This window comes from Erythrobacter litoralis HTCC2594 (genome assembly GCF_000013005.1).
GTDB lineage: Bacteria > Pseudomonadota > Alphaproteobacteria > Sphingomonadales > Sphingomonadaceae > Parerythrobacter > Parerythrobacter litoralis_A.
Genome location: NC_007722.1, coordinates 2540528 through 2563880, shown reverse-complemented (window position 1 = coordinate 2563880; position 23353 = coordinate 2540528). Strand labels below are relative to the sequence as shown.

At 64.5% G+C, this 23353-nt stretch carries 23 protein-coding genes and 1 tRNA gene; 5 read left to right on the top strand and 19 right to left on the bottom strand.

Annotation, left to right across the window (positions count from 1 at the left end):
- Positions 1-58 precede the first annotated feature (58 nt).
- Positions 59-1426, top strand: a complete 1368-nt coding sequence (locus EL2594_RS12455) for an NAD-dependent succinate-semialdehyde dehydrogenase (protein ID WP_011415447.1) — start codon at positions 59-61, stop codon at positions 1424-1426.
- A gap of 134 nt (positions 1427-1560) precedes the next feature.
- Here EL2594_RS12455 and EL2594_RS12450 read toward each other — a convergent pair whose 3' ends face one another.
- Positions 1561-2358 (bottom strand): LytR/AlgR family response regulator transcription factor, encoded by a 798-nt coding sequence (locus EL2594_RS12450; protein ID WP_011415446.1) that lies wholly within the window; start codon positions 2356-2358, stop codon positions 1561-1563.
- Positions 2359-2360: 2 nt separating this feature from the next.
- Positions 2361-3578 carry a sensor histidine kinase gene (locus EL2594_RS12445; protein WP_011415445.1) on the bottom strand — a complete coding sequence of 406 codons (1218 nt, stop codon included), beginning with the start codon at positions 3576-3578 and terminating at the stop codon, positions 2361-2363.
- Between the two features lie 93 nt (positions 3579-3671).
- Between EL2594_RS12445 and EL2594_RS12440 the strand changes: the two genes are divergently transcribed.
- The gene (locus tag EL2594_RS12440) at positions 3672-4304 is read left to right on the top strand and encodes an HD domain-containing protein (protein ID WP_011415444.1); all 633 of its coding nucleotides are present in this window, start codon (positions 3672-3674) and stop codon (positions 4302-4304) included.
- 17 nt (positions 4305-4321) lie between these two features.
- On the opposite strand, the gene EL2594_RS12435 is transcribed toward EL2594_RS12440, so the two are convergent.
- From EL2594_RS12435 to EL2594_RS12385, 11 genes are all read right to left on the bottom strand, one after another.
- Positions 4322-5272 carry a PDZ domain-containing protein gene (locus tag EL2594_RS12435; RefSeq protein ID WP_011415443.1) on the bottom strand — a complete coding sequence of 317 codons (951 nt, stop codon included), beginning with the start codon at positions 5270-5272 and terminating at the stop codon, positions 4322-4324.
- A complete protein-coding gene (locus EL2594_RS12430) occupies positions 5269-5967 on the bottom strand; it encodes a DsbA family protein (protein WP_011415442.1) in 699 nt (232 codons plus the stop codon). Before EL2594_RS12430 ends, EL2594_RS12435 begins: the two co-directional genes overlap by 4 nt.
- Positions 5968-5976: 9 nt before the next feature.
- Positions 5977-7332, bottom strand: a complete 1356-nt coding sequence (locus EL2594_RS12425) for a M48 family metalloprotease (RefSeq protein WP_011415441.1) — start codon at positions 7330-7332, stop codon at positions 5977-5979.
- Between the two features lie 9 nt (positions 7333-7341).
- Positions 7342-8280 (bottom strand): alpha/beta hydrolase, encoded by a 939-nt coding sequence (locus EL2594_RS12420; RefSeq protein WP_049762509.1) that lies wholly within the window; start codon positions 8278-8280, stop codon positions 7342-7344.
- A 31-nt stretch (positions 8281-8311) separates the two neighbouring features.
- Positions 8312-9388: an App1 family protein gene (locus tag EL2594_RS12415; protein ID WP_011415439.1), complete on the bottom strand. Its 1077-nt coding sequence runs from the start codon at positions 9386-9388 to the stop codon at positions 8312-8314.
- Positions 9389-9468: 80 nt separating this feature from the next.
- Positions 9469-11343 carry a PAS domain-containing protein gene (locus tag EL2594_RS15840; protein ID WP_011415438.1) on the bottom strand — a complete coding sequence of 625 codons (1875 nt, stop codon included), beginning with the start codon at positions 11341-11343 and terminating at the stop codon, positions 9469-9471.
- A gap of 105 nt (positions 11344-11448) precedes the next feature.
- The gene (locus EL2594_RS12405; protein ID WP_011415437.1) at positions 11449-11862 is read right to left on the bottom strand and encodes a DUF2141 domain-containing protein; all 414 of its coding nucleotides are present in this window, start codon (positions 11860-11862) and stop codon (positions 11449-11451) included.
- 8 nt (positions 11863-11870) lie between these two features.
- Positions 11871-12593 carry a sterol desaturase family protein gene (locus tag EL2594_RS12400; protein WP_011415436.1) on the bottom strand — a complete coding sequence of 241 codons (723 nt, stop codon included), beginning with the start codon at positions 12591-12593 and terminating at the stop codon, positions 11871-11873.
- A gap of 40 nt (positions 12594-12633) precedes the next feature.
- Complete coding sequence (locus EL2594_RS12395; protein ID WP_011415435.1) at positions 12634-13128, bottom strand: MmcB family DNA repair protein; 495 nt, start codon at positions 13126-13128, stop codon at positions 12634-12636.
- Positions 13129-13177: 49 nt separating this feature from the next.
- Complete coding sequence (locus EL2594_RS12390; RefSeq protein ID WP_011415434.1) at positions 13178-13579, bottom strand: hypothetical protein; 402 nt, start codon at positions 13577-13579, stop codon at positions 13178-13180.
- 38 nt (positions 13580-13617) lie between these two features.
- Positions 13618-14574 (bottom strand): hypothetical protein, encoded by a 957-nt coding sequence (locus tag EL2594_RS12385; protein WP_011415433.1) that lies wholly within the window; start codon positions 14572-14574, stop codon positions 13618-13620.
- Positions 14575-14676: 102 nt separating this feature from the next.
- Between EL2594_RS12385 and EL2594_RS12380 the strand changes: the two genes are divergently transcribed.
- Positions 14677-14753 (top strand) — tRNA-Arg (locus EL2594_RS12380).
- Between the two features lie 150 nt (positions 14754-14903).
- On the opposite strand, the gene EL2594_RS12375 is transcribed toward EL2594_RS12380, so the two are convergent.
- On the bottom strand, positions 14904-16442 hold the full coding sequence (locus EL2594_RS12375) for a fatty acid--CoA ligase (RefSeq protein ID WP_011415432.1): 1539 nt from the start codon (positions 16440-16442) through the stop codon (positions 14904-14906).
- 167 nt (positions 16443-16609) lie between these two features.
- On the opposite strand from EL2594_RS12375, the gene EL2594_RS12370 reads away from it, so the two are divergent.
- Together EL2594_RS12370 and EL2594_RS12365 are read left to right on the top strand one after the other, a co-directional pair.
- The gene (locus EL2594_RS12370; RefSeq protein ID WP_011415431.1) at positions 16610-17590 is read left to right on the top strand and encodes a diacylglycerol/lipid kinase family protein; all 981 of its coding nucleotides are present in this window, start codon (positions 16610-16612) and stop codon (positions 17588-17590) included.
- Positions 17587-18498 carry a hypothetical protein gene (locus EL2594_RS12365; protein ID WP_011415430.1) on the top strand — a complete coding sequence of 304 codons (912 nt, stop codon included), beginning with the start codon at positions 17587-17589 and terminating at the stop codon, positions 18496-18498. The genes EL2594_RS12370 and EL2594_RS12365 overlap by 4 nt, the downstream gene beginning before the upstream one ends.
- Here the strand turns inward: EL2594_RS12365 and EL2594_RS12360 are convergent.
- From EL2594_RS12360 to EL2594_RS12345, 5 genes are all read right to left on the bottom strand, one after another.
- Positions 18489-18974, bottom strand: a complete 486-nt coding sequence (locus EL2594_RS12360; protein ID WP_233994277.1) for a DUF2141 domain-containing protein — start codon at positions 18972-18974, stop codon at positions 18489-18491. The two genes, EL2594_RS12365 and EL2594_RS12360, sit on opposite strands and share 10 nt — an antisense overlap.
- 138 nt (positions 18975-19112) lie before the next feature.
- Positions 19113-20780 carry an ABC transporter ATP-binding protein gene (locus EL2594_RS12355; RefSeq protein ID WP_196793201.1) on the bottom strand — a complete coding sequence of 556 codons (1668 nt, stop codon included), beginning with the start codon at positions 20778-20780 and terminating at the stop codon, positions 19113-19115.
- A gap of 94 nt (positions 20781-20874) precedes the next feature.
- Positions 20875-22752: an asparagine synthase-related protein gene (locus EL2594_RS12350; protein ID WP_011415427.1), complete on the bottom strand. Its 1878-nt coding sequence runs from the start codon at positions 22750-22752 to the stop codon at positions 20875-20877.
- Between the two features lie 31 nt (positions 22753-22783).
- Positions 22784-22924: a hypothetical protein gene (locus tag EL2594_RS15395; protein WP_155806058.1), complete on the bottom strand. Its 141-nt coding sequence runs from the start codon at positions 22922-22924 to the stop codon at positions 22784-22786.
- Positions 22925-23040: 116 nt separating this feature from the next.
- Positions 23041-23313, bottom strand: coding sequence for a PqqD family protein (locus EL2594_RS12345; RefSeq protein ID WP_011415425.1), 273 nt, complete (start codon positions 23311-23313; stop codon positions 23041-23043).
- Positions 23314-23353 lie beyond the last annotated feature (40 nt).

Here is a 23353-nt window from a genome sequence, read left to right as displayed (position 1 = left end):
CGGGGCCTTGCGCGATCCATTGATACAGCGAACGCCACTCCGACTGCGAGGCCCTGCGATGATCACGACGACCAACCCTGCTACCGGCGAAACGCTGGAGAGCTATGCCGAACTGTCCGGGCAGGAAATCGAGGCGAAGCTGGCGAAGGCGGACGAAGCCTATGCCGCGTGGCGACGGTCGTCGCTCGACGAGCGCAGCGCCATGCTGCTGAGCCTGGCGGAGGCCTACGAAGCGCACCGCGATCCGCTCGCGCGGCAAGCGACGCTGGAAATGGGCAAGACGCTGTCGAGCGCGCGGGCCGAAGTCGACAAGTGCATCGCCCTGATGCGGCATATGGCCGAGGCCGGACCGGGAATGCTCGAACCGCTGCACTGGGACCTGGGCGACGATGGTTCGGCAGAAGGGCGCTGGCTGGCGCAAGGCCCGGTGCTGGCGGTGATGCCGTGGAACTATCCCTATTGGCAGGTCGTCCGCTTCCTCGCGCCCGCGATCATGGCGGGAAATGTCGGCCTGCTGAAGCATGCCAGCATCGTTCAGGGCTGCGCCGCCATGATGGATGCGATGATGAGCGAGGCCGGCGCGCCCGAAGGCCTGTTCCAGAACCTCGCCATCAAGTCGGACGCCGTCGAATCGATCATCGCCGATGACCGGGTGGTGGCCGCCACGCTGACCGGAAGCGAGAAGGCGGGCAGCGCCGTTGCTGAACTGGCGGGTAAGCATTTAAAGAAGGTCGTGCTCGAACTCGGCGGCTCCGATCCCTTCATCGTCATGCCGTCGGCCGATCTCGACGCGGCGGTGGAGCAGGCGGTTCTGGCGCGCGTGCAGAATACCGGCCAATCGTGCATCTGCGGCAAGCGCATGATCGTCCATGCCGATATCTACGAGCGTTTCCGCGATGCGTTCTATGCGCAGATGCAGGCGGTGCAGGCGGGCGATCCGATGGACGATGGTATCGACATGGGCCCGCTATCAAGCACCGACCAGCTCGAGACGGTGCTGGAGCAGATCGAAACCGCGAAAAAGGAAGGCGCCACGCTCGAATTCGGCGGCGAGGTTCAGGACGGCGCGGGTGCCTTCATCACTGCCGGTGTCCTCACCGGGGTGGAACTTGACAGCGAGACCGCAAATGCCGAGATCTTCGGCCCGATCGCGCAGCTCTACCGCGCCCAGGATATCGACGAGGCCATCCATATCGCCAATGCGATCCCCTATGGCCTCGGTTCGTCGGTCTGGACGCAGGACGCAGACGAAGAAGAGCGCTTCGTGCGCGACATCGAATCCGGCATGACCGCGATCAACCAGTTCCTCTCCTCCCACCCAGTCGCGCCTTTTGGCGGGATCAAGAAATCGGGCCACGGCCGCGAGCTTTCGCACCTCGGCTTGCACGAGTTCATGAATTTGAAGACGGTGTTTCGGCCCGGATAAGGGCTGCCTTTCAACTCGGCTGCGGAAAACGGCCCCGGGGGAGGGGCCGCAAGGGCGACCGCCTGCCCGCAGCGGGCGCAGCTTGCTGCGCATCTAGCGAGGACGAAAGCGCGGATGCGCTTTCGCAACGCAAATCAATGCACGAAGCGGGCGACCACATCCCTATAGGACCGGCTCACCTTCACCTCCGCCCCTGAATCCAAGAGCAGGAAGCATTCGCCGTTGGTGTGCGGCTTGACCTGCCGGACCTGATCGAGATTGATTATCGTCGAGCGGTGGACGCGCTGGAACTTGCGCGGGTCGAGACGCTTTTCGAGATCCTTCATCGTCTCGCGCAGGATCAGCGAATTGTCGCCGGTGTAGATGCACATATAGTCGCCGGCGGCTTCGATATATTCGATCGATTCCACTTCGACGCGAAAGATCTGTCCCCGGTCCTTCACGTTGATCAGCTTTTCAAAGCGCTCGCTGGTCTCGCCCTCGCCTTCGGAGAATTCCTCGGCGGCTTCGGGCGCGACTTCGGTGAGGACGTTCTTGAGCTTTTCTGCCTCGTCGGCCGACTTCTTCTCGGCCAGGCGCTGCCGCACCCGTTCGATCGTGTCGGCGAGCTTTTCCTCGTCGACCGGCTTCATCAGGTAATTGACCGCATTGGCCTCGAATGCGCGGATCGCGTGTTCCTGGAAAGCCGTGACGAAGACGATCAGCGGCGGCTCGATCTCCATGATCCCCTTGACCACGCTGAAACCGTCGAAGCCGGGCATCTGGATATCGAGAAAGACGAGGTCGGGCTTCTCGGTCTTGATCTTGCGGATCGCTTCGCGCCCGTTCGAACAAGTGCCGATGATCTCGACGTCTTCGAAGGGCTCGAGCCGCAATTGCAGGCCCTGGATGGCAAGTTTTTCGTCGTCGACTAGGATAGTTCGGATTGTCATGGTCAGCTTCCTGTGGCGCGGCGCGCCGCTAGGGATTCCACATTGTCGGGCAGCGTGTCGGTCGCGGCTGCGCCCGGTTCGGAGAGCCGTGGGGGATCGGCTTCCCCGCTGTCTTTGGATGCGGATTCGTGGGGGATTTCGATGATGACGGTGAACCCGCCATCATCGGGGGTGCGGATTTCGAACAGGTGGTCCTCTCCATAGGCCTGGGCAAGCCGGTCGCGAATATTGGCGAGCCCCACACCCGTGGAGGTATATGCGCCCGTCATTGCAAGCGGCAGGCTGGCGCGGGTTTCGGGCCTTTGCAATCCCGGGCCGGTATCGGAAACGACGACGCGCAGCCTTTCTCCGACCAATTGCGCCGCCAGCGTAATGCGCGCGCCCTCTTCCTGCGGGGAGACGGCATATTTGATTGCATTCTCGACCAGCGGCTGGAGCAGAAGCGAAGGCAGCATCGCCTTGGCGGCTGCGTCCGAAACGTCGAACTCGGTCCGCAGCCGCTCTTCGAAACGCATGCGCTCGATATCGAGATAAAGCTTCAGCGTCTCAACCTCCTGCGCGACGGTGACCTTGCCGCCTGGCTCGGTGATCAGCGTATGCCGCAGGAAGCCGGACAGCCGGGTCAGCATCGCATTGGCAGGCTCGGTCTGTTTGAGCAGCACGAGCGTGCTGATCGAATTGAGCGTGTTGAAAAGGAAATGCGGGTTGAGCTGGTAGCGCAGCATGGCGAGCTGCGCGCTCGTCGCCTGCAATTCGAGCCGCTCGAGGCGGTCGGCCTGCTCTTCCACCTGCAGGAAGAAGTTGATGGCGTAATAGAGACCGGTCCACGCACCGAGCAGCGAGAAATCGAAAAACAGATAGATCAGCACCAGCTGCGTCAGCGTCGTATCGCGGTCGGCGAAATAGAGGCTGATCACCCATGCTTCGACCAGGGCATAGATCGTCACCGCAATCGCCAGCACCGCGGCCGTCGCGCCCCAGGTCACCAGGGGCGGGCGATTGATGAGCTGGCGATAGACCACGGACAGCAGTGTGCTGATGGCAAAACCGGTGATACCGACGATCAGCATCAGGATCAGGTAGGATGGCGGCTGGCCGTTGGAGATGCCCTGGATCGAACGCAGCGCGATCGCACCGGTCCAGCCTGCGAATTGCAGGTTCCAGAACGCGCGGTTCTTGTTCTCGAAGAACGGCGTAGGGCGAAAGGGCAGCATGGCCATGCGCCCTAGATAGGACAAATTTGGCCAAACGTCAGATATTTTGCGGATCGCGCGGAATTCCGCTATTTTCGCCTGTGAAGAGGAGACCTTGCCATGAACGCACCCGATCGCATCGACGCCGAAAAGGCGCATCACGCCGCCGAACGCGCCAAATTCCGCGAAATGAAGGAAGGCACGGCGGATGACTGGGCCATCATCGGGCAGGAATATCGCGAGTTCTCGAAGGGACTGGCCGACCGCGTGCTCGACCACCTGCGGCTGCTCGACGGCGATTTCGGCGGCTTTCCAGTCGACCGGCTGGAACATTCGCTGCAGACCGCCACGCGCGCGCATCGCGACGGGCGCGACGAGCAATATGTCGTGATGGCCCTGCTGCACGATATCGGCGACACGCTGGGCAGCTACAATCATCCCGAGGTCGCGGCCTCGATCCTCAAGCCTTTCGTAAGCGAGGAACTGCACTGGATCTGCCAGAACCACGGCGCGTTCCAGGGCTATTACTATTTCCATCACCTCGGCATGGATCGCAACATCCGCGACCGGTTCGAAGATCACCCACATTACAGGGCCTGCGCCGAATTCTGCGAGAAATACGACCAGGCCGCCTTCGATCCCGATTACGACAGCGAGCCGCTGAGCTTCTTCGAACCGATGGTCCGCCGCGTCTTCGAACGGCCGCTCAACTCGATGTATGCGAAGGCGATGGAGGAGGAAGAGGCCGCCTGAGGCTTCCCTGACGCACCTTACCGGTTGGGAAGGTCTTCCCGTCTGAAGTGCGTCTTCCAATCGGCCTGCTCGCCTGCTGCCAGTCGCGCTTCGACCAGGGCCACTTCCGCCGCGATCATGTCGGCGCGTTCGTCCCACCCATCATGCGTGCGCTTGCGGAATATGCCGCCGCTATGCGCGGGGCCCCAGGTTTCCATGAAACGAGCCGCCGCCGAAGGTTCATAACCCGCATTGGCGAGGAGCCACGGCATCAACCGATCGGCTTCGCGCTCGGTCAGCCGGACATACTTGCGCTGGCGACCGTTGGCATCGAACCAGGCGCGATGGCGAAGAACATTGTGCGCGAGCTCGTGTGCCATCACTGCGGCAAGCAGTTCGTCGGGCCATTCGTGGCCGGGAAATTTGTCGCCGATCACCACGCGCTCGCCATTGGCGACGGCACGTTTGCCGAGCGGGCCGACCTCGAAACGCGAACGACAAGCCGCGACGCCCCTTAAAGTGATCGCCTCGTCGCCCTGTAGGGCCAGCGACACCGTGCCGCTTTCAGCCAGTTGTTCGGTCATGGTCTGGCGCAACCGTTCGAGCCTGAACCAGCGCTTATTCTCGTCGCTCGGGAGCGCGGAGACGGGCACATTGTCGAAGCTGACGATCGAATCATCTGTTGCCAGACCGGCTTCGGCAGCCGGGGAGTCCGGCACCACGGCTTGGACCGCGATATCGCTTGTCAGCCCCAGTGCAGACCGCATTTGCTGCGGATCGGCATAAGCGCCCATGTCGTGCAGCAGCAGGCCGGTGGCCGGAACCTTGTCGTCGCAAAAAGGCGCGTTTGCGGTCGCAAGTTCGAACCCGATTCGCGCCACCCGCGCATCCTTTGCGCGCAGCTCGAGAAAATCGGCCGGAGGCGCCCAGGCACTGGCCGAGGCCGCGCATCCGGCGGCCAGGCCGAGGCCGACAAGAAACCGGATCATGATTCGCTCGCGGCGCTTTCGCTCAGCGCGCTGGCCAGCGCTTCGGCCGGCACCGCACCTTCGATGATCCGGCTACCGGCGACCCAACTGGGCGTACCGGTGAAGCCGAGTTCCTGAGCGAATTGCGCATTGCGGGACAGCTCGAACCCGATCTCCGCGCTCCCGGCGTCGTTCTTGAGGCGTGCAAGATCGAGGCCGGCTTTCTGCGCCGCCGCTTCCAGGCCGGCCATGCTGGTATCGCCGCTTTCGAACAGCGCGAGGTGATACTCGCGATACTTGCCCTGCTTGGCCGCCGCGAGCGCCATGCGGGCAGCGATGTCGCTGCCTTCGAAGATCGGCCATTCGCGGATGACGACGCGCAGATCAGGGTCGGCGGCGATCATTTTCTGCACTTCGCCAGCGCTGGCGCGGCAATAGCCGCAATTGTAATCGGTGAACTTGACCAGCGTTTTGCTGCCATTGGGATTGCCGAGCACGGCCCCGCCATAGGGTGTGCGCACATCGCCCCCGACACTGGCCAGGCGGTCCTCGGCGCGCTTGCGCTCGAGCGCGGCCATCATTTGCGGCAGCAGGTCCGGATTGGCCACCAGATATCGTTCGACATGGCGATCCCCAAGCCCGGACCAGCTGAATATGCCGGCACCGGCGAAGCCCGCGACGAGGGCGGCGAGGACGAGGAGCGCGTTGCGGACCATGTTCGAGCGCTACCGTTCGTCGCGCTGGCGTTCAAGTTCGGCTTCGGCCTGCAGGCGGATATCCTGCGCGCGCAGCCAGTCCGGCGTACCCTCTTCCAGCCCCGCTTCGGCCACCCGCGCGCTGCGAAGGGCGAGGCCGTATTGCCGCGTCATCACTTCCCGCTCGGCTGTCGCGAGGCGCGCGCGCGGCATGTCGCCCTGCGCGGCATAGACCACACCGAGCTGGTACCAGGCGAAGGGATTGCGGCGATCGCGCGCGACTGCGGCGCGCAACACGCGCTCGGCTTCGGTATGGTTGCTTTCGTCCTCGGTCGCGATCAGAGCGTGGCCGAAGATCGAGGCGATGAGGGGATGATTTCCGCTCAATTCGTTGGCGCTCCGCAAGGCGGGCAGGGCTTCGTCGGGACGCCCCGATTCGAGCAGGATCTGGCCTTTGAGCTCGAGAAAATAGGGATTGTCGGGATCGGTCAGCAGCAGTCCCTCGGCCTCGTCGAGCGCGCGTTCGACCTGGGCATCCTTGTGAAAGGCGTAGGCACGGGCATAGCGGGCAGGCACGTCCTGCCGGGTTTCGGGATAGGCGCGCACGACGCGGTTAGGCTCCGCCAAGTAGCCGTAGAGCTTGGCCTTGACCCGTTGGAAGCGCGCTTCGAGTGCGGCGTCGCCGGGCGCTTCCCATGCAGGATCAACGCTGTAGGTTTCGCGCAAGCGGGCTATGCGGTCGCCCGAGAGCGGGTGAGTGCGGGTAAAGGCTGCTTCGTCGTCTTGGCTGCGGCCATAGCGGAATTCCTGGTTGAGCAGCTTGCCGAAGAAGGCGAGCGACCCGCGACCGGAAATCCCGGCCTTGGACAGATATTCCGCGCCTGCCGCGTCGGCGGAGGCTTCCTGCACCCGGCTGAACGCGAGAAAGCTGCCAAGCGCGGCGCGCTGCCCTGCGAGGATCGCGGCCATGCCCGCATCGCCTGCGCCCGCGGCAAAGGCCGCCGCGCCGAGGATCAGCGAGAGGATCGAGATGTTGCTCGCCTGCTGAAGGCCCTCGCCGGTGCGGATAATGTGTCCACCGGTGATGTGTCCGAGTTCATGCGCGATCACGCCCTGCACTTCGTTGGCGGTATCGGCGGCGTTGATCAGGCCCGAATGGAGGTAAACGATCTGTCCGCCCGCCACGAAGGCGTTGATGGACGGATCGTTGATAAGCACGATGTCGACATTGCCGGGTTGCAGCCCGGCCGCTTCGACCAGCGGCGCGGCCATGTCGTCGAGCAGCGCTTCCGTTTCCGCATCGCGCAGGACGGATTGTGCCGTCGCCGGTTGAACCGACAGCGTGATCGCAGCCAGGCAGGCGACGAGATACAGGAGCGCGCGCATTGCGGTCAATTAGCCTCCGGCGGCCTGAATAGGCGATGAAGGTGTTGCCCGATCGCCGTGCTCCCTCGCCGCGAGAAATCCGAATATCGCCGCCTTCACCGCGCCATTGCCCTCGAAGGGGCGGGACAGCGCCATGATGATACCGCTGTGGGTCAGGCCGGGAAGCAGCACGGGCTCGGTCGATTGCCCCTCCCGGGTCAGCGCCGCCGCGAGCGCGCGGGAATTGCGCGGACGCACGGTCGTGTCGGCATAACCGGTGAGCAGCAGCATCGGCGGGGCATCGCTGCGGGCGAAATTGATCGGCTGGGTCGCAGCGAGATCGCTCGCCCCGCCGAACGCGTTGCTGGTGCTGTCGCTGTCGAGCGGGAGGAAATCGTAGGGGCCGGCCAAGCCGATGACCCCCTTGATCGCATCCATCGGCAGGTCCTCATGCTCCAGCCATTGCGCGTCGAGCGCCAGCATCGCAACGTTATAGGCTCCGGCCGAATGACCCATCAGGTATATCCGGTCTGGGTCGCCGCCATAATCGGCGATATGATCGACCGTCCAGCGCAGCGCCCTGGCGGCATCTTCGACCATGGCAGGAAACTCGCCGCCCGGAACCAGCCGGTAGCCCGCGCTCACGCCGACATAGCCCTCGATCGCCAGATTGCGTGCGACGAAAGCGTAATCGACCGCGCTGCCCCTGTTCCAGCTGCCGCCATGTACGAAAAGCACGACCGGACGAAGCTCGGCCGAGGGCGCGAGGGGTGTGGCGACCACTACCGCTTGCTCAAGCTCGGTCCCGAACGGGATCGGCGCGCTTTGTTCGACCTTCGAGCCGGTGAAGAGGGCATCGACACGATCGAGCGTCGCGACCGATTGCGCACTGAGAGCCCACCACCATAGCCCTGCACCTACAAGGGCCAGCGCGACCAACGCGATCAGCGTCCAACTCAGCCAGCCCACGCCCGAATTCCTTTCACGCCCCATGACCCGCTCAGGCATCGTCCCCGACCGCGACCTTCGCGCGGACGATCTGGGCCGTCTCGCCTTGATACGACAATCCCGCCGCGCTCAGAAAGTCCGCCGCGCTGTCGAATTCTTCGCCCATCCACAGCGGCACGCCGCCGGCGCGCATGGTCGCGATGGCGGCCATTTCCTCCGTGCTATGGGCATCGCCGGTATTGCGGATGAAGACCGCCGCGATGCGCCGCCCGTATTCCTCGGCGATCTGGCCGAATGCGGTGACATCGCCCTGTGAATCGTCGCCGATCAGGGCGAAGCGCATGTCGGTATGGAGGTCGAGGATTTCGCGGATGGCTGCGAGCTTGTGCGAACCGTGGCTCGAGGAACCGAAGGTCTCGCGATTGAGGCCCCAATCGCGCAGGGCCAGCGGCCCGAGCGGTATCTGCCGCTCGCGCTTGAAGGCGACGAGATAGGCGAACAGGTTCCACGGCGAAGACGACACGTAGAAGAACGGCCGGTTGGCGGCATCGATCTGCATTCCGGGACGGATGGCCCCCTTGGGCGTCGTCACCCCGCCGCCAATGGCATTGTAGAATGCGTCCGCTCCGGGCACGGCGACCCGCTCGTTGGGCATTTGCGCCAGCACCCGTCGCCAGTTGCGCATGAAGCTGCGGAAACCGCCGGTTATTCCGGTTTCGATGATCGTGTCGTCGATGTCGGAAATTACACCCAGCTTCGCGGAAGTGCCCGGCACCAGCACGAAGCCCTCCTCGCACTGCTCGCCTTCCTCGTTAACCCAATGGAGGCCGACCACTTCCCAGCTGGTCTCCGCGGGCAACGCCCATTCGCCGGGCAGGCGGATGTTGAAATCCAGGTACCCCTCTCCATCGCTGGTGGCCGAATGGCGCAGCCGGTCGCCGCCGGGATGCTTGAGCTCGAGTTCGACGGACAGCCCCTCGACCTCGCGGCTGGCGAACTGCGCTAACATGGTGCGCATGGCCTGCCACCGCCCGCTGGCATCGAAACCGGCCTTGCCCGAGGCAAGTGCGCGCGCGGATATTCTCAGGCGCTCGCGCGAGCGATGTCCGAAATAGGGTTGGACGCGCACGGAAGATCGGGGGGCGAAGGGCATGGCCCGGCGCTAGCGATTGAGAGCAGCGCCGTATAGGCCGGATATAGACAGGCGGTTCAGCCGACGAGCTTGCGGGCGACCTTTTCGACCAGCTTGACGTCGTCGCGCACTTCACCCAGCAGCACGATGTCGCCATTTTCGGTACGGCGGATCATCACCACCCCGAATTCGGGACCATCGTCGTCGAGCGCGTCGAGAGAAAAGGTGTCGAGCGCGCGCAGCTTCTTGGCCAGCGCGGGCCGCACGGCGTCACTGTCTTCCGCCGGCTTGCCCGCTTCTTCGCGGCGCAGGCGACGTTCGGCCTGGACCATGCCCTTGAGGCCGCCTTCGGCCCCGGCGAGGAAATCCGACAGCCCGCCGCGTTCGATCGTGTGGCGGTGGGCGTGATCGAGCACAGCGGCATATTCGGTCAGGCGGGTTTTGTCGTAATTGGCCCCGAACACGAGCTTGACGACCGGGGTCATCGGCGCGCGATCCTGCGTCGTCAGGCCGTTTTCTTTGACGAGCTCCGCAAAGTCCTCCGGCGACTCGGCGGCAGCCAGGCTGACGTCGTAGGCGCGAGACACCGCCTCATAAAGCGCGGCGCGGCTGCGGTCTTCGCGGGTGCGGGCGACCTGCGCCAGTTCGCGCGCTTCGGCGAGCGTATCGTAGAGCCCTTCGGCGCTACCCGTCCCGGGCGCGGCGAGTTCATCTTCCTCGAAATCGCCGTCGTCCAGTTCGATATCGGGTTCCGGCACGGGATCGACGCTTGCGTCGTTGGCGGGCACCCGCGGCTCGGGATCGAATGCCGGTGCCGGCAGCGGATCTTCGGACGGCATCTGGTCGGCAATAGGCGTCGACCAGTCATCCGCGTCTTCCGGTGCGTCGATATCGTCGCTGCCGAGCAGCGCTTCGAACTGGTCGCTTTCGTCGGCGGAATCGTCCTCGTCCGTGAAAGAAACCTCTTCCGGCACGCCGCCGTCCTCACCAACCGGCGCGGGCATATCTGCGCCAGAGAGGTCGAGCGGTTTCTTGGTCGGCTTGTTGCGCAGGCCCGAAAGACCGGACAGGCCGGAAAGCTCGGCGTCGCTTTCCTCGATCTCGCTTGCCGGAGCGAGCGAAGCGTAAGCGGACTGGTCGATCGTGTCTTCTTCGTCGAGATCGCCGAGGTCGGGCAGGGCGAATTCCGACAGGATGCCGTCGTCGGACGCATCGTCTTCTTCGTCTCCGAACAGCTCGGCGGCCTCGTCGACAGGTTCACCGCCACCAAGTGCCGGACCGTCGGCCCAGTCGGTCACCGGATCGTGGCTGCGCGCAGGCGAACGCAAATTGTCTTCGTCGTCGTCTTCCTCGTTGAGAGCCTGGCCGATTTCCAGCAACAATTCGTCGGTGGTCAGCTGGTCGGCGACTTCCTTCCAGTTGATCACGCCGTAGATGAAATCGATGGTTTCGTCGTCGCTGGAGAAGGGGAGCAGGATGCCGCGATACAGGATCGTCGCGCCACGCTGATTGACGAATTCCGCCTCGAAGCCGATCGGCGCCTGGTTGGCGAGGATCTGCATGTAGTGATCGGTAATGCGGCTGAGCAGCGATCGGCTCGGCACGTCGTCCAGGGTTGCGATCGATTGATCCGTCCCGCATTCCAGCGCGATGGCATCGCCGAGATACCGCACGCCCGGATTGTCGATGCCGTTGCTGAAATCGAGCAGCACGCTGTGCGGTCCGAAATCCGGCAGATTGCCGGCATCGAGAGCGTCGATGGCGGGGAAATTGCGGTCCTGCAGCAAGCTTGCCCAGTGATTGTAGGCGCGCACCTGCATCCGGCGCTCGTCCTGCCCGACCGGGCTTGGCGGCGCTTCGCGACCGATATCGTCGCTGTCGGCCTCGAGGCCGTAATCCTCGTCGCGGGTGTCGTCTTCAAACGATCCGAAGGGTCCGCGCAGCGTATCCATGACGTAATTTGCCCCTTACCTGGCTATCAGGGGCGTTCTGCCGACGCGTAGTAAATATCCCGTTAAGTGTAGCGAAAACGGGACCTTTCTTTGGGCCGTGCGGGGTCAGCGGAACAGATAACGCATGCGGATCGTCTGGTGCGTTGCGCCGCCCCGGACCTCGAATGCCGCGGAGCTGAAGGACGGGGGGCCGAAACGCACCTTTGCATCGCGCGAGAAGCCGAAGCCTTCCTTGGGGACCATCAGGCTGCGATCCGCCTTGCCGTTGCCGTTCTCGTCATGCAGCAGCGAGATAGCATAATCGCCCGGAGCAACGCCGCGGAACGTGAAACTCACGGTTTCGGCGGCATCCACGGTCACGGCATGGGCTTTCGGATCCCTGTCGCAATCGGGGAACGCCTTGGGCTTGGCGGTCAGACATGCCAGAACCTTCCCGTCGCCCGATCGCAGGTCGGTGACGGTTACTGTGACATCATGCCGCGCGACCGGCGCATTCGCCGCAAGCAACGGCAAGAGCATGGCGATGGCTAAGGCCGGTAGGCGTCGGCCAACCCCTTGTCGGTTCTGCATAGGCGATCCCAAAACCTGAAATAGAGTCCGTAATTGCAGGAATAGCGTTCGTGATGAAGCTGGTGATGACTGGCGGTTATCAGCCAGTTCCCTAAGCGGGAATGAACGAGCCTGCGCGGGAATATCTCCCAGCCCATGTGATTGGTGACCCCCATGACCGTCATCACCGTTAAAACTGCGGCCAGCATAGCGACATGGATCGGGATTATGAAGACGAGGAGCGGGATAATCACCGCGCCAATGATGGCCTCGACAGGGTGAAAGCTCATCGCGGCCCAGGCTGTCGGCGGGCGGCTGGCGTGATGCACGGCATGGGCGAGCCTGAACGCGCGCGGCCGGTGCATCCAGCGGTGGGTCCAGTAAAACCAGGTGTCGTGGGCAAACAGATAGACCAGCACCGACAGCGGCAAGTACCATAACGGATAGGCATTCCACTCGCTGTAGATCAGCGTCCAGCCGAGGGTGTCCCACCCCCAGGCCACCACGCCTGCAGGCACACCGTAGATGGTCGCCGCGGCCAGCGACCAGCCGATCTCGCGGCGCATTTGCATGTCGAGGCCGGTATAGAACCCTGGCCGCACTTTGGCGGTCAGCCACGCGAAGATACCGCTCGCCGCGAGATAGCGCGCAGCGACGATGCCGATCATGGCCAGTATCGAGAAGGCGATCGCGAAACCCATGGCCGTGCTTATGCCGCGAGCCGCAAAGGTTGCACAGGGCCTATTCGCGCTGTCCCCACGGCTCGCAATCCGGGTCGGCCCCCACGGTCATGCGCCGCATAGCAATGCGGGCCATGCGCTCCACCTCGACCTTGCGGCGCGCGGCGGCCAGCGGGTGCGAGGGTGCCGGGCGGAGGATTTCCGCATCGTATCCGTCCGCCACGATGATACCGCAGCAATCGGGTCGGTAGCCATCGCCTTCGAGCGGGCCGCGATCGATATGCGGCGCGACGCCCCAATAGAACCGGTCGCAATGATCGAGGTAATCGGGCCATTTGTTGTCGCCCAGCAGATCGCCGCGGGCGACCTTGATCTCCACGATTACAACGCGTCCTTTGGAATCCACCCCCATCAGGTCTGCCCGGCGCCCGCCGCGCAGGGGCATTTCGGGCAAGCACCAGATGTCGTTGCGCGCGAACAGCCGCATGATCCCGCGAGCGACCGCGGCGGCATCCGCAAGGTTGTGAGTTGAATCGAGAACCGGTGCGTCTGGCATGTCCCATGATTGGAACAGAGGGCGAACGCATGTCAAGCGCGTTCGCGCGTCACGCGCTGCGGCGCGGGCCCATCTGGCCACCTTCCGGCACCAGTGCCAGCACGGCCGCCCGCGCATGATGATATTCGCGCCACAGCGTCAGGGCCGCAGCGGTGGCATCCTGCCCCCGGGCATTGACCGCGAGCAGCGCCGTCAGTCCGGGTCGCATGATCGCCGACAGATCGCCGATCAGGTCGCAAGCCAATTCGAACCGCCAACCGCCGATATCCTTGATCAGCGCTGGAAAATTGCGAATCTGGGGCGAAACGCGCTCGGGTGCGAGACCGGCCAGCGCGGCCACTGCCGACGCGGCATCCTGCAGCGCCGTCCATTGCACGCTCAGCGACTGCGCCGAGCTGCGGCTCTCGGGAAGCGAGCGGGATTCCCGCAATGTGTTGGGCTGGGCATTCATGGCTCATTGGCCATAGCGCGCCAGCGCTTGCCAAATCGCTAATGCGGCCAGCTGGCGTCGACGTAGCCGAAATCGCGAGCAAGCGGTCCCGTAAGTGCGCGGACGGTTTCGATGGCTTGACGGCCGAGCCGTTCGCGCCATTTGCCTGCGGCCTGCTCGGGGTCGCGGGCGATGTAGGAACGCCCTTCGTGATCTGCAGGACCGCTTGTGAAATTGCGCTCCACGAAGCGCGCCGTATCCCGCCCGGCGGTCGCGCCTGCGAACGCGAACAGCCCGTCGATCGTGGCTTCGCGCGCGGCGGCAAGGTCTTCCTGCCTGATCATGCAGGTGCGCGGATCGGCCAGCAGATGGCTGGCGGCAAAGCCATAGACGACCCGCCACAGCAGGGCAGCCTGCTCTTCGGGGGAAGGCGGATCGGCCGCAAATGCCTTTATGGCCGCGGCGTCGCGCGGCAACTTTTCCAGCAAGGCCGGCTGACCGGCGAGGTGGCGAAAGTCGAACTGCCCGGATTTGCGCAGGAAGCTCTCGGCAAAGGCTCCCGGGTGCCGCACGCACAGCACCACCTTGAGCCCCGCTTTCTGCTGCAGCGTCGCGGCGGAAAAGGCCATGAAAGGGTCCTTTATCACCGCAGGCCGCGGCGACGTGACGAAGGGCCGTTTCCGCTGGGCATAGCGCAGCGCGCGCATCAGCTCCTGTCCCGACCGCGCACCGGCAGTCCGTTTGGCGAGTTCGGAAACGCTCGCCGTCCGCCCGAACATCCGCACAAGGCCCCGCTGCAATTCGTCGACGCGCGCTTCGTCGTAATATTCGTACCAATGCGGCGGCCTGATCGAGTCGTAGCTGCGCGTCGGCTCGGGGTTGAGCGGTTCGTGCAGCATGTGAAATTCCGGCGCCGTCGCCAGCAGCGAGCCGACGACCGTTGTCGCCGCATAATGCGTGCCGGTCACGACAACCGAGCGCTGGAGCAAGTCGAAGAGGCGCAGGTCGGCGGACATCGCCGGTCAGCTAAGCCACCGCGATGCGGCCCTGACAAGCACCGGGAGCCTTTTTGCTGTGGCGCGGCCGCATAGCCTTTGCTAAGCGGCGCGCTCGCTCAGGCACCCGTAGCTCAGCTGGATAGAGCGCTGCCCTCCGAAGGCAGAGGTCACAGGTTCGAATCCTGTCGGGTGCGCCAAGGGGGCGGTCCTTAACGGAGGGCCGCCCCCTTGGCGTATCATGAAGGTTCGAGGCTCGGTTCGGAGTCGGAGCCGCAATGCGGCGGAGACGCGCGTAGCGAAGCGGAGCGCAATGCTGTCGGGTGCGCCATTACTTCGCGGAACCAGCCTTAGTTCACCCCGCGTTCCTGCCCCTCCCAATAGCGTGCGCGCAGTTCGCGGCGCAGGATCTTGCCCGAGGGGTTGCGCGGGAGCGCTTCGACAAACTCCACGCTCTTGGGGCATTTGAAGGCCGCGATCCGCTCCCGGGCGTGGGCAATGATCGCATCGGCATCCGGCTCGCAGCCGGGCCTGGCCACGACGATCGCCTTGACCGCTTCGCCCCATTTCTCGTCGGGCACACCGATGACGGCAACGTCGGCGACGTCGTCGTGCCCGAACAGCGCGCTTTCGACTTCTGCGGGATAGACGTTCTCGCCGCCGGAGATGATCATGTCCTTGATGCGGTCCTGGATGTAGAGATAGCCGTCCTCGTCGAGGATCCCGGCGTCGCCGGTGCGCAGCCAGCCATCGCCGATCAGGGTCTTGGCGGTCTCTTCCGGCCGGTTCCAGTACCCGATCATGTTGGACGGGCTCTTGATCGCGACTTCGCCGATCTCGCCCGGCGGCAGCGGTTGCAGGTTCTCGTCGAGAATGCGGATCTCGTTGCCGGGCAGCGCCTTGCCGGCACTGCGCATGACCTTTTCGCGGCCCGGCTTGTGGTCTTCCGGCGGCAGGCTGACGACTGTGCCGTAGGTTTCCGTCATGCCATACATCTGCGCGAAGTCGCACTTGAGCCGCTCGACGCCCTCCTTCAGCAGGTCGAGCGGGATCGGGCTCGCGCCATAGTTCAGGCCCTTGATCGAACTGAAATCGGCGGTCGCGGCGTCGGGATGCGACAACACGATGCGGATCGCTGCGGGGACGAGGAAGATATACTCGACCCGGTGGTCGCGAATGTCGCGGATCGTTGCTGCCGGATCGAATTCGGCATGGATGATCAACTGCTGGCCGGCAAGCACGGCCCCGCCCGCCAGGCCGACGCCCGCGATATGGCCATAAGGCATGGCGAGGATGATCGACGTGCCGGGATCGGCGCTCGCCCAATCGAGACCCGACGCGCGCAGGATCGGGCGCATCGAGGTGGCATTGGCGTGGCTCAGCACGACGCCCTTGGGCAGGCCGGTGGTGCCGGACGTATAGAGCTGCAACATCGCATCGCCGACCGCGACGTCGGTGTCGACCAAGTCTTCGCTCTGCGCGTCGCGCCAATTCGCAAACTCTCGCTCCATCACGATCTTGCGGCCTTCGAACGGAACGCTTTCGAAGCCTTCCTCCACGAACAATACGGTCGCCCCGGCGTCCCTGGTGATGAATTCGATCTCGGCCGGGGCGAGTCGCCAGATGACCGGCACGAACACGAACCCGCCGCGCACCGTGCCGAGGAACAGCTCGACGGCATGGTCGCTGTTCTTGCCGAGATAGGCGATCCTGTCGCCTTTCTCGAAGCCGAGCGCGGCAAGGCCGTTGGCTATCTGCGTCGCGTGCCGATCGTATTCCGCATAGCTGGTGACACGGTCGCCAAAGCGCAGTGCAACATCGGCGGGTCGCTCCTCGGCTTGTGCGGCCAAGGCATGGCCCAGCGTAACCGGACCGGAAAAATCGGGCATATGTGTCCTCTCCATTGGCCCCGTCACACCCGAATCGGGTGGCGGAGCGTCGATTGTGCACCGAATGTGCGGCGAAGCGCCTCGCCAGTCAAAGGCGCGCGTCAATCTGCACAAGTGTTGCACGAAGGGGTGGTCCCGCGCCGGATTTGACGGCATGGCAGCACGCAATGACTGTACAGCAGCCCGCCAAGCTCTCGGACATGCCCGGCCTCCCGGTCACCGGCGTTCTGTACAACCCGCGCAGCCACCGCAACCGCGATGCCAGGATCGTCGAGCCCGATTATCCCGTGATCCGGGTCGAACAGCCGCGCCGCCGCCGCGAACTGAAGGACGCTATGCAGCGCTTCGTCGACAGCGGGGTGGAATTGCTGGTCATCAATGGCGGCGACGGCACGGTCCGGGATGCCCTGACCGGCGGCGCAATGGTGTTCGGCGATACATGGCCCGACATCGCCGTTCTGCCGCGCGGTAAGACCAACGCGCTGACGATCGATCTCGGGATGCCCAAGCAATGGTCGCTGGAGGAAGCGATCATCGCGCACCGCGATGGAGCGCGCGTCGCACGCCAGCCGATCCAGTTGGAGCCGATGGACGAAAAGGAACTCACCCGCCTCGGCTTTATCCTTGGCGCAGGGGTGTTTCTGGCGGCGATCGACTCCGGGCAGGATGCGCACAGGTTCGGTGCATTCGACAGCCTGGCGGTCGGTGTCACCGCGGTCTGGGGCGTGATGCAGGCGCTGTTCGGCGGCGACGGCAATCCCTGGCGCAGGGGCGCGGAAGCGAAGATTCTGCTCGGCGAGGCGATGGAGGAACTGGACTATACCGGCACCGGCGATCCGCGCACCCGCGCCATGCTGTTCCTGTCGACCCTGACCAGGTTTCCCGCCGGGCTGAGGCCCTTTGCCGATTGTCCGGGGCCGATCCGGCTCGCGGTTATCGACCATTTGCAACGTCGGCTGGTGGCGCGGATGCCGTCGATCCTGCGCGGTAAGCACGCGCCGTGGATGGAGGCAGCCGGGCTGCACCGGCGCGGCACCGACCGCATCGAGCTCGATCTCGGCGACAAGTTCATTCTCGACGGCGAGGTTTTTGCGCCCGGGCGTTATTGTGTCACGCCGGGGCCGATGCTCAATTTCGTGGTGCCATGACCGGTCCGCTCGCCCTTCGTGTCGCACAGGCGCTCCAACGCGATGTGCGGAGCGAGGCTGCGGATTTCGCCGAAGCGCTGGCGCAGGATGCAGGTGCGATGGCGGCTCTCTTCTACGGCTCGAACCTGCGCACCGGTTCGCTCGACGGCGTGCTCGACTTCTACCTTCTGCTCCCGGGCAAGCAACAGGAGCGGATCTGGCCGCGGGTGAGCTATCACGAGCGCGAGATTGCCGGACGCACGTTGCGGGCCAAGGCCGCGACCATGAGCCTCGAGCAATTCGCGCAGGCATGCCGCGGCGACAGTCGCGACACCACGATCTGGGCGCGCTTCGTACAGCCGAGCGCGCTGGTGTGGCTGGCGGGGGAGCCGCTGGTCGATGCCGTGGTGGAGGCTATCGCGCAAGCGGCGCGAACGGCGGCGCGCCTCGCGGTAGCGCTTGGCCCGCCATCGGGCACCGAAGCGGACTATTGGCGCGCACTTTTCAGGGCGACTTACCAGGCCGAATTCCGGGTCGAGAAAGCAGGCAGGGAGGACTCGATCCTCGATGCCAATGCCGCCCATTTCGACGGCCTGCTTCCGCTCGCGCTGGCGGCGGAAGGCGTTGCCTTCGAAGCGCAGGGCGAGGTGCTGTTTCCCGTCATGGAAAAGGCCGAGCGCAAGCGCATCCTGCGATGGTGGACGGCGCGCAGGCGGCTCGGCAAGCCGCTCAACCTGCTCCGGCTGGCAAAGGCCGCGACGACATTCGAAGGCGCGGCGGCCTATGCTGCATGGAAGGTGGAACGGCACACCGGCGTGCCGATTGAAGTCACGCCGTTTCGGGAAAGGCATCCGCTACTGGCTGCGCCCGGTGCCCTGTTCGAAGTCCTGCGCGCCCGTCGTTCGGGCGCGCGCGCCGATCAGAAGTAGCGCATCCGCACGCTGATCGACTTGACGCCGGGGCCGATGCTGATTGCCGTCTTCTTGTAGCTCGGCTTGCCGAGGTTGAAGATGTTGATCGAGGGGTTGTTCGACATCGCACCGCCATCGGCGGAGATATCGGTGTCGCCATTGCCATTGGCGTCGTGGCGAACGGCGATACCATAGGTGCCGGTTTCGGGCACCGGCACGCAAAAGGTCATGGTCCCCGCACGGGCCGGGGCCTCGATGCGGTTGATCCAGCGCCCTTTTTCGAGCCAATCCGCCTTGGTGCCGCGATAGGATTGCACGCGCACCGTTCCGGTCGAGGATTTCACCCCTTCCACCTTGACCAGCACGGCGGGGCCGGAACCGCTGCGACATTTTCCCATGTCGTTGCCGATCTTCTGGCGGTATTGCGCCTCGGCGGGTGCGGCCGTCGCAAGCGCCGCCAGTCCGCACAATGCCGCGGCAGCGGCGAATGTCATCTGCTTGTTCATGTGATTATTTTCGACAGATTGAGGCCTGTCGCCCTCGTTCGATTTCGCACGGGATAACCCGCAGGATTTCCGGCCTTTTACTGTTCTGTGGGTGAATTGCGGCTGAATTTCGCTGCAAGCTCTGCGTCATTCCTGCCGGTCGCGGCTGTCGGCGACGATGCGGCCCGCGTCGATCGTGACGGTGCGCGGGGCGAGATCGGTCAGCGCCCCGCGATGGCCGATGATCAGGATGGTCTGCTGCCCCGCGAGGTCGGAAATGGCCTCGGCGACGGCAGCTTCGGAGACGCTGTCGAGCGCGCTGGTGGCCTCGTCGAGGATCAGCAGCGACGGTTTCTTCAACAGCGCGCGGGCGAGGACAACTCGCTGTCGTTCCCCACCCGAAAGCTGCCGACCGCCCTCGCCGAGCGGGCAGTCGATGCCGCCCGGCAGGTCGAGAACGAAACTCGCCGCCGCGCGCTGCAGCACATTGCGCAAGGTGGCGTCATCGGCTTCGGGCAAAGCCCATAGCAGGTTTTCGCGCACGGTCCCGTCGAACAGCGATGGCGCCTGGTCGACATAGGCCACCCGCCTGCGCCATGCCCGCCGCATGTCGCCATCGAGCCTGACATCGTCGACCAGAACCTGTCCAGAGTCTGGGGCGATGAGCCCGCCGGCGATATCCGCCAGCGTGCTTTTGCCGGCCCCCGACGGACCGACCAGAGCCACCATTTCCCCGGCGCGCAGATCGAGGTCGATGTCCTGCAGTGTGGCGATGCCCTTGCGATGCGACAGCGAGACATCGCGGAATTGCAGGGCTTTGGTTAGAAGAGGGGACAGCGGGGGCGTGCCGGCGCCGGTTTCGCTGGCCGCCTCGGCGTCGCGGATCAGACTGTCTGCGGCCAGTACGGCTGGCGCCGAATGCGCCCATGTGTGCCAGGTTTCGAGCAGCCCGCTCACTTGCGGCAGCGCGCGGGCGGACAGCGCCGCCAGGGGCAGAATCGTGATCGGCGAGAGACCCCACGGAACCAGCGCCAGCCAGATCAGCAGCGCGGCGATGACCGCCGCGCCTGTCTGCAAAAGCGCCCGGGCCAGAGCATTATCGGCGGTGAAGCGCATCCGCACCTCGCGCAAGGCGACAAAGGCCCGCAGGATCCGGTCGCTAGCGTAATCCTCCTTGCCGAAGCTCTTGATGGACCGCAGCGCGTCGAGGTTCTCCTCGAGCAGGCCATAGACGCGGCGCCAGTGCGCACTCAGCTGTTCGCCCGTCTTGCGCGCGCGGCGGCGCAGTCCGCGATAGAGATAGAACACGATGCCGCCGAGGATCACGCCGCCGAGCGCGACGGGCGGGGCGATCGCCAGCGCGGCGAGAAAAATGACGCCGAGGCCGATGGCGATGCGGGTCAGCGCTGCAAACTGGTCGACGGCCGTGGCCGTCCGGTCGATCTCCGCCAGCAGCAAGGCCCGGTTCTCGCTTTGTCGCATACGCGAGAGGAAGCGCCATTCAGCATTGAGCAAGGCGTCGAGTGCACGGGCGCGCAAGGCATCGACGATGGCGATCGACTGCCGCATCGACAGCACGACGCGGATATAGTCCGCCAAGGATCGCACCGCGACGAGCGCGAGGAAGATCGCCAGCAATCCCGCCAAGGTCGGCTGCCACCCCAGCTCTTCGAAAAAGGATGTGACCGGCGACAGGAGACTGTCATCGGCATCATCTGCGCTCCCAACCAGCAAGGCCAGCAACGGGACGAGCAGGATGAAGCCCAGCCCTTCGGTAAGCGCGCCGACCATGGCGAGCGCGCAGATGATCGCCACGCGTCGGCGATCCACAAGTTGCAGCAGTATGGACAGAATTTCCCGGTTCATTCGCGGGTTACGCTAGCAGCGGTTTCGCAGCTTGTCCCATCCGTCAGATGTCGTTGCGCCCTTCGGACATCGCGATGAACTGTGCCGTCACCAGCGCCATCGGCAATCCCTGGATATACGGCATGTCGACGAACTGGTCCTGCGGATGCTCGTCCGGCAATTGCTCCAGCATCGTGCGCATCCTGTCGATGTCGAGCAGGCTGCGCACGGCGGCACTTCGGCCAAGCGCATCGACCTGCTGCAGCAGTTCCTCGCGCCGGTTCTTCAGTCGTGCATGCCAGTCGGGCATCGGCGCGCCGTAGAGCGTACTGGTGCGCTGGCTCTCCGGCATGCGCCCTTTCGCGAGCCGCCGCGCCAGCGAGCGATGCTCGCCCTGCCGCATGAACTGCTCCGTCGGCAATCCGAAGCAGAATTCCGCGAGCGGCCGGTAGGTCGTGATATCGTGGTAGCGCAGCCCGTAATGCAACTCGAGCGCGACAGTGATCTCGTTCGCTTCGTGATCCTGCGCGCGCAGGTCGCGGCGCAGGGCCTCTTCGCGGCTGGCGGCATAGGAAAACCCCTCCCACTCGGGATGCGACCGGCGCTTTTCGGCGCGCTTGCGAAACCGCTCTCGCGCCTCGCGGGATAGAAGCGAAGCCCATTGCAACCCGTCGCGCCGTTCGGGGCGCAATGTGCCCTTGATAACGCTGCGCAGCTTCTGCGGCAGGTTGGGCAGTACCGACAGCGCCAGCAATTTGTGCGGCAGCGAGCGATGATCGTAGGTGCGGCCCCGCAACGCGCGGATCATCTCTCCCCATTTCAGTTCGCGCAAATACTGCGCATAGGCCCAGCGGCCGTCGCGGCTGATCGTCTGGTTGCCGAAGCCCGCCCCGAACAGCCAGTCGCAGCCCAGATCGCGCGCCTTCTGCCAGACCCCGTGGTGCGGGCCGAAATGCGCAAGGCCAGGATTAAGAGTGCCTGCAAGCGCGGCGATTTCGCGAAATTTGTGATCGAACTCGCCGATGCTGCCATCGGCGCGGTGGGGGTCGAGACGCGGATGCATGGCGGCAAAGCGCTGCACGGCGGGCCATTCGTCGCCGACCTTTCCGACATGGTCGCGCCCGTGCCAGTCGGGGCCGGGCACGAAGGTGATACTGGGCAGGCGCTGTTCGTCCGGCATCTGCGCGAGCAATTCGCTGGCCACGAGCGGGGAATCGAGGCCGCCGGAAAGGCTGGTAACGGGCCGCTTGCTGCGGGAAAGCGCCGCCCGGCACGCCTCGCCCAGCAGTGCTTCGGTTTGCTCCAGCGTCTCGGCATCGGTGCTGACGGCGATGTCGGCGATGCAATCGGGGCCGTACCAGTGCTCGACGCGCGTCCGGTCCCGACCCACCTCTGCGATTGCACCCTGCCGCAGTCGCTCGATGCCCAGATAATGGCTCGCGCCCGGTTCGCAGCCATGATCGATGGCGAGCAGGTCTGCGACACGGTCCAGGTCCAGTTCGAGCGCGATGCCCAGCCGGGGAAACAGGGTCGGCAGGGTGCCGGCGATCACCAACCCGCCATGGCAAGTCCAGTGGACCGGCGGCGCCGCCAGCGGCGAGCGCGACAGGCGGATATCCCCGCTATCGAACACGGTAGCGGCCACGTACTGGCCGACGACATGCCGGTCTGCATACACGCCCCACCGCGCGAGCGCGGCATCGTAGATCGCTGCCGGGTTTTCGGACGAGACGCCCAATTCGGTGCCGAGTTCGGAGCAATTGTCGATCCAGCCGTCGAGGACGGTGCGGGCACCGATGGCGCATCGGGACGGTGCCGCTAGAATTACCGCATGTGGGAGTGTGTGGACCTGACGGTCGAGGCCATAACTTGCCAGCCAGCTGTCAAGTGCTTGCGCTAGATCGTGCGGAACGGCGCCAGGGCTGGATACGACGGCAAACATGCCGGGTAGCTAGCGATAAATCTCAAATGCGTCAGGACAGTTTGCCGACTTGCGTGCCGCCGCTGCCGGTTGTCTGGTTGGTCGGCGCGGGGCCTCCGGCGATTTCGGATACGTCACCGAAGCATACGAGGCGCGGCGCGTCCCATTTCCGTTTGCGATCGATTTTCTTCACCGTGTCCATCCGAAAGATTGCCTTACCGTCAGCTAATTTGTGCCTTTGCAGCATCGCAATGGCACAATAGGCCTTTATCCCCGGTGAACCTAGGAAAATCCCTTAAGCAGAACCCCCTACGCGGTGAATTGTTGGATAAATCCGGCAGATGCAATCTCGCCGAGGAAGACATCGAGGTCGCGGGCAAGTGTTTCGCGCGGTGCGTCGAATTCATCTTCAAGCCGGTCTAGAATGGCGGCGCGGTCGCGTTTGCCGTCGATTAACTTCCAGATGGTCTGGCCGGTCCCCTTGAGCGAAAAGAACTTGCCGTCGTCCAAGCCGACGATCACGACTTCGTCGTCGACATCGGTTTCTATGAAGGCCGACGTGCATTTTTCGATCGCGCTCATGAATCTGGCTTATCGCGACCCTTCCCACTTTGAAAGCCGT